Below are 6,335 nucleotides of genomic sequence, written 5' to 3' on the forward strand. Positions count from 1 at the left end.
TTAGTTCCATAATTAAAGCTGCTATTGCTTACCCGTAAAAATGGAAATTTTTTAATGGAAATTTTTTGGTTGCTTGTCGGAATTGCCATTGGTGCGATCGCTACTAGTGCTTGCTGGTTTAGCTGGAACTATGCCAAGCAAAGACGCGATCGTAAATTTCGGAAGCGATCACGCCATGTGTTTAAAGCAAAATCAATTTACAGTCTAAAATCTTGGGCGCAGAAGGTTCAACAAAATATTCGCCAAGAAGTTACAGAATCCATAGATGACAGTGGCGAACGCTTACTGTGGGGGAAAATTGTCGAATTATCTCCCATTGGTTATATCCAAGTTGATCAAGATAATCGTTTAGCCGTATGTAATCAAAAAGCGGCGACCATGATGGGGATCGCCAACCATCAACAGGGATTAATTCGGAAGCCATTTTTGCTGCAACTAATTCGTTCCTATGAACTTGATCATTTAGTCGAACAAACGCGATCGCGTAAACAAGGCTCTCAAGTGGATTGGGTCTTTCATCCTGCCATTCCTGATCCTGTTGATCCTGTACCCCAGATCGGGAGACCGACTAGAGCCTATAGTATTTACCTAGGGCGGGGGCAGATTGGCATTTTTTTGGTAGATCGCCAAGAAGCGGTAGCGATCACCCAGCAACGCGATCGCTGGACATCAGACATTGCCCATGAGTTGAAAACACCACTAACCTCGATCCGTCTAGTAGCAGAAACGCTCGAACCTCGCGTTGATCCTGCGGCAAGAATATGGGTAGAACGTCTGCTTGGGGAAATCGAACGGATTACGAAACTAGTCCAAGACTTGCTGGAATTAGGTCAGATGGATGTGGGCATAGAGTCTGTGCTGCATCTAAGTGAAGTAACTGTTGCGTCAATAGTGCGATCGGTTTGGTCAACCCTTGAGCCATTAGCCAATCGCAAACAAGTCAAGCTTAAATATATCGGTGATGAACAATTAATTTGGCAGCTTGATGAGTCACGCATTTATCGGCTTTTGCTGAACTTATTAGACAATAGTATTAAGCACAGTCCATCACTTCAGTCGATTACAATCAAAACCAGCGTGGTAGACTCAAACTTACAAATAGAAACAATTGATGCTGGAGAAGGGTTTCCTGAAGAAGCTTTACCCCATGTTTTTGATCGCTTTTATCAAATCGATCCATCAAGGACAAGATCGGGACTTGATCGTGGTGGTAGCGGCTTAGGATTAGCGATCGCCCGTCAGATCGTCACACTTCATAAAGGAGCGATCGCAGCCAGAAATCATCCTGAAACTGGCGGAGCATGGATTACGATTACGTTACCATATCCAAATCCTGCAACCGAAAAATTGCTAGGCTCTGAGCAACTTCTTAACTAAATCATGAGCGCAGAAAAACTCCTGAAAGACTATGCTGCTGGTCGGCGTGACTTTGCTAGCTTAAGTCTAGCTAATGCCAATTTGTTTAATAGCGATTTAATCGGCGTGAACTTGTCCAAAGCTGACCTACGGCGGACTAACTTTGTCTTTGCTTATCTGAACAAAGTCACCTTTAATCATGCTAATTTATCAGGCGCAAAACTTGGTGGGGCAACTCTGAACCAAGCGATCATGATGAGCGCTAACCTGACTGAGGCGGACTTGCATGGAGCCATGTTGCAACGGGTAAATCTGTTTGGGGCAAATCTCTCCCTTGCTAACTTAATGGATGCCAACCTGACTGAAGCGGATTTACGCAGTGTCAATCTCCGTGGCGCAAATTTACGCTGTGCGATCTTGAGTGCTACGCTCATGCGAGAGGAGCGCGGCTATCCGCCCACAACCATGAGTGGTGCAAATTTACGCAAAGCTGATTTGCGCGGCTCAAATCTCAGCGGTGCTGATCTCACAGGAGTTGATCTTTCAGGGGCAAATCTGAGTGAGGCGACCCTCTCAAGGGTGAACTTACAGGGAGCAAATATGAGTGGAGCGATCGCGATCGGCACAATTTTTACTGAGGCAAATCTAAGTAATGTTAACCTCACAGAAGCTAATCTCAAAGGTGCAAACCTAACTAAGACGGATCTCAAAAATGCGAACTTGCGACTCGCCAACCTATTTGGCGCGAATCTAACTAAAGCGAATATGACCATGGCGACTTTAAGTAATGCAGGCTTGATTCAAGCCATACTTAATGGTAGTGATCTTTCGCGATCGCTCCTAGACAAAGCAAATCTTAGTCAAGCTAGTCTAGTTGATGCTTATTTAGTAAGAGCTAATCTCGATGGAGCCGATCTCAGTGATGCGGTGTTAACCAGAGCTGAAATGAGTGGAGCTAGCACTATTGGTACAATTTTTACTGGTGCAACTATGCCCGATGGCAAATCTCACTCATAAACTCAAAAAGCATGTTCCGCCCGCGTAGTGGGCAGAACATGCTTTTTGAGTTTACTTATAGCCTTATCCCAAAACACAAAATGGCTACACCATTTTGTGTTTTGGGATTAATCTTGACTTAGACTGCCTTCATCAATCAATATGACAACTGAGCATTGCAGCGCCTAACAAAAATATGGAAGATTTAAATCTTCTAGAGGAAGTTATAGATAGCTTGGAGCAAGACAGCAATGTACTTCGCATCAAACGACTGATCCTCTTTACCTGTCATGATTCTTGGTCAAATGATGTCAACGAAGTTAAAACGTTGCAGATACGTCAGCTTGTCCGCGACTTAATGATCATGTTTCCTGATCTCAATACGCTCAAACACAAGTTAAACAGCCAAGTCAAGCAACTTAGTAAACAGTCTGACTATCTCCTTGCTGCGGATAACATTATTGATAGTCTTGGGTTTCTCTATACTTTGCGCGATGAAGGAAAGCTACCCCATAGCTTTTTAAATCAAGATCATCCAGAGCCAGACTCAGTATCTCAACGAGATGCCTCTGCGCCTAGCGATGATGGATATGAGAGAAACGAAAGTGATACGATTCCCCATAGACATAATCTTAAATATTTAACTAATTTGTTCGATTTGCGAGCTGATATTTCTCGAAATATCAGTCCTCTCCATGCCAAGATCCTGTTGTTTTCTAGTCTAAATTATCGTTTTAGTCCACAAGAACGTGACTGGTCAGCACTCTATACCTATGACATTGATGACTTGATTCAGCTTATCTTCCAAACCTACGAAACTGTCGAAGCTCTGGAAACAAGGTTAACTGAAGTCAGCCTAACGCTAGATCAACCCGAAGATGCTAAACGTGCTTCAGCCGTAATTTTACAAGCCATAAGACCTTTCTACTAAAAAGCAAAAGCCTTGCTAAGCAAGGCTTTTGCCTATAGAAATGCAAGTTTTCCTAAAGACATAAAACCCAGATAAATAGCGGCGGCGGCGCTATTTATCTGGGTTTGGTTTTTAAAAACACAAAATAGCTACGCCCTTTTGTGTTTTGGTATAGCTATACAAAATGGCTGAGTCATATGACTCAACCATTTTGTATAGCTATAGCCATTCTTGTTAGGATATAAAACCCAAATAGTATGAGGCGGCACGAAGCGCCGCCTCATACTATTTGGGTTTTGATTTGTCTTGATACAGGTGGCTATAGCTATACTTCTATTGCGGTTTTCATTTTGCCTACGGCAAAACGAAAACCGCAAAACCCTTGTTTTGATTCGTTTTACGGTTTTCAGATGGGCATATGCTCATCTGAAAACCGCTATAGTATGACTGTTAAACTTCGAGGCACAATGACTAGTCCGCAAAATAAAGAAGTAAGTATGGGACTTGTTTATGGATTTCTTGGAGTAGTAATTTTTAGCGTCACTTTGCCTGCAACCCGTATTGCGCTAACTGCTTTCGATCCTGTATTTGTGGGTCTAGGTCGGGCGGTAATTGCCTCTGGCTTGTCATTGATTTTATTAATTGCCACTAAGCAGTCGATTCCATCTTGGCGGTTTCTGCCCAACTTTGCTATGGTCGTAATTGGTGCTGTAATTGGCTTCCCCTTGTTATCTACGCTAGCAATGCGTGACGCTTCTGCATCCTATGGAGCCGTCATCATTGGTTTATTGCCCTTAGCAACGGCTCTGTTTGGAGTTTTGCGAGCAGGTGAACGACCGTCATTGATATTTTGGATTTGCGCGATCGCAGGTAGTAGTTTAGTAGTTGCTTTTGCGCTGATATCGGGAACGGGGAGTATGAGTTTTGCAGATTTGGCGCTACTAGGGGCAGTGGTCGCCGCGAGCTTAAGCTATACAGAGGGGACAATTTTGGCGCGTACTTTTGGTTCGTGGCAGGTGGTTTGTTGGGCTTTAGTACTGTCTTTCCCGATGATATTGCCGATTGTATTGCAACATCTGCCTTCTTCCTTCACAACTATTTCTAGCAATGCTTGGCTCAGCTTTTTGTATATCAGTTGTTTCAGTATGTTCTTAGGCTTTTTTGCTTGGTATCGAGGTTTGTTTTTGGGTGGGATCGCTCGAATTGGACAACTGCAACTTTTTCAGCCATTTCTGACAATTCTTGCCTCAGCGATACTGTTAGGAGAGCCAATGACTATTACCACCTTGGGTTTTGCTTTCGGCGTATTAGTATGTGTAGCCTTAGGTAGGAGTGCCCAATTTAGAGCTAATTCCTAAGATAAGGGCTTCGCCGTAAAATAAGGAACCGATTTTTGATGGCAAGCCGCAGGCTTGCCATCAAAAATTTAATTGTGAGGATTGCCGTTTGTGATGCTGAAGATTGGCTATTTTTACATAAATCAAGATAAGCTTCTACAAACATTAGTTTGCATTTTATAGAAAAGCAATGGCAGCTACTTCTTCTCGACAGCCTAAAATTATTGTGCTTGATGACGATCCGACAGGCTCACAAACTGTACATAGCTGCCTATTGTTGACTAAGTGGGATACAGACACACTGCGGATTGGACTTGCCGATCCTTCGCCGATTATGTTTGTGTTGACGAATACCCGATCGCTTACGCCTGAAGATGCAACCAGTGTGACTCGTGAAGTTTGTCGCAATCTCAAACCTGCGATCGCCGCCGAAGGTATTCAAGAATTTATGATCGTTAGTCGCTCCGACTCGACGCTGCGTGGACATTATCCCGTCGAGACAGATGCGATCGCTGAGGAGTTAGGTGATTTTGACGCGCATTTCCTTGTGCCAGCATTTTTTGAAGGGGGACGCTTTACCAAGTCGAGTGTGCATTATTTAGTCGTTAACGGCGTGCCAACCCCAGTCCATGAAACCGAATTTGCTAAGGATTCAGTTTTTGGCTATACCCACAGCTATTTGCCTGATTATGTCGAAGAAAAAACAAAAGGGAGAATCCTTGCTGAAAATGTACAGCGTTTTTTGTTAGGCGATATTCGGGCGGGGGTACGTCAGCGCTTAGCAAGAATGCATGACAATCAATGTGGTGTGGTCGATGCCGAGAACCAAGCCGATCTCAATCAGTTTGCCTCTGATATTTTGGCAGTTGCTTCCACGGGCAAAAGATTTTTATTCCGTAGTGCTGCTAGTTTGCTGACTGCCCTTGCTAAGCTCCCACCCCAACCGATCGCGGCAGAGGACATGTCGAAATATATGCGATCGCACAAAGCAGGGGTAGCGATCGTTGGTTCTCACGTCAAAAAAACCACTGAGCAATTAGAAAACCTACTCAAAGCACCTAATACTTGCCCCGTAGAGATCGATGTTTCTCGCCTATTAAGTGATGCCGAAGCTCAATCAGCAATTCTTAAACAGGAAGCCTTAGCACAGGTGTATCAAGCCCACGGGTTAGGTAAAACCGCTGTAGTGTTTACCAGTCGCAAAGAACTGGAATTTGCGGATATCTCCACGCGCCTTGCCTTTGGACAGGCTGTGTCAGCTCTATTAATGGCGATCGTGCAGGAATTACCCACAGATATTGGTTTTTTAATTAGTAAAGGTGGTATTACTTCCAACGATGTGTTAAGCACAGGTTTAAATTTGCCAACAGCTAGATTGCTAGGGCAAATTCTCGCTGGTTGCTCCGTCGTGCGTACCCCCGAAGATCATCCCCGTTTCCCCGATTTACCCGTTGTCCTCTTCCCTGGTAATGTTGGGGATGCCAATGCATTGGCAACTGTATATACAAGACTAGCGATCGGTATCGAAGAATAAAGGGTGTTTTTTGTGGTGTGGCTTTGCCGCTCCGCAAACCATTGCTAACCATTTTTTATAAATTTCTCTAATCCTACTGGAGTCTAGACTAAGTTGATTAAGAAAATCAGAAAAAGAGCAGGAAGAAGCAACCCAGAGAATGGAGAACTGAGCAAATCCAAGAGAATGAAAAGGAGAATATTTAGGATTAGGTATTAGGGTT

6 protein-coding genes are annotated in these 6,335 nt (G+C 43.9%); 5 read left to right on the plus strand and 1 reads right to left on the minus strand.

Going from position 1 to position 6,335, the window contains the following annotated elements:
- The first annotated feature begins 54 nt into the window (after positions 1-54).
- From B9G53_RS17950 to B9G53_RS17970, 5 genes are all read left to right on the plus strand, one after another.
- On the plus strand, positions 55-1,377 hold the full coding sequence (locus B9G53_RS17950) for a cell wall metabolism sensor histidine kinase WalK (protein WP_094534745.1): 1,323 nt from the start codon (positions 55-57) through the stop codon (positions 1,375-1,377).
- A gap of 3 nt (positions 1,378-1,380) precedes the next feature.
- Positions 1,381-2,373, plus strand: coding sequence for a pentapeptide repeat-containing protein (locus tag B9G53_RS17955; RefSeq protein WP_094534747.1), 993 nt, complete (start codon positions 1,381-1,383; stop codon positions 2,371-2,373).
- A gap of 175 nt (positions 2,374-2,548) precedes the next feature.
- Positions 2,549-3,283 (plus strand): hypothetical protein, encoded by a 735-nt coding sequence (locus B9G53_RS17960; RefSeq protein WP_094534749.1) that lies wholly within the window; start codon positions 2,549-2,551, stop codon positions 3,281-3,283.
- Positions 3,284-3,705: 422 nt separating this feature from the next.
- Positions 3,706-4,620 (plus strand): DMT family transporter, encoded by a 915-nt coding sequence (locus B9G53_RS17965; protein ID WP_254923710.1) that lies wholly within the window; start codon positions 3,706-3,708, stop codon positions 4,618-4,620.
- A 169-nt stretch (positions 4,621-4,789) separates the two neighbouring features.
- A complete protein-coding gene (locus tag B9G53_RS17970) occupies positions 4,790-6,133 on the plus strand; it encodes a four-carbon acid sugar kinase family protein (RefSeq protein ID WP_094534751.1) in 1,344 nt (447 codons plus the stop codon).
- Here the strand turns inward: B9G53_RS17970 and B9G53_RS28110 are convergent.
- Positions 6,110-6,335: hypothetical protein (locus B9G53_RS28110; protein ID WP_217901618.1), on the minus strand; the 226-nt coding region annotated here is incomplete at its 5' end. The genes B9G53_RS17970 and B9G53_RS28110 overlap by 24 nt on opposite strands.

It is taken from the genome of Pseudanabaena sp. SR411 (assembly GCF_002251945.1).
Lineage (GTDB): Bacteria > Cyanobacteriota > Cyanobacteriia > Pseudanabaenales > Pseudanabaenaceae > Pseudanabaena.

What these genes read in the sequence shown, in the direction of transcription:
- B9G53_RS17950 (WP_094534745.1), top strand. Translation starts at nt 55, where the DNA reads ATGGAAATTTTTTGGTTGCTTGTCGGAATTGCCATTGGTGCGATCGCT.
- B9G53_RS17955 (WP_094534747.1), top strand. Translation starts at nt 1,381, where the DNA reads ATGAGCGCAGAAAAACTCCTGAAAGACTATGCTGCTGGTCGGCGTGAC.
- B9G53_RS17960 (WP_094534749.1), top strand. Translation starts at nt 2,549, where the DNA reads ATGGAAGATTTAAATCTTCTAGAGGAAGTTATAGATAGCTTGGAGCAA.
- B9G53_RS17965 (WP_254923710.1), top strand. Translation starts at nt 3,706, where the DNA reads ATGACTGTTAAACTTCGAGGCACAATGACTAGTCCGCAAAATAAAGAA.
- B9G53_RS17970 (WP_094534751.1), top strand. Translation starts at nt 4,790, where the DNA reads ATGGCAGCTACTTCTTCTCGACAGCCTAAAATTATTGTGCTTGATGAC.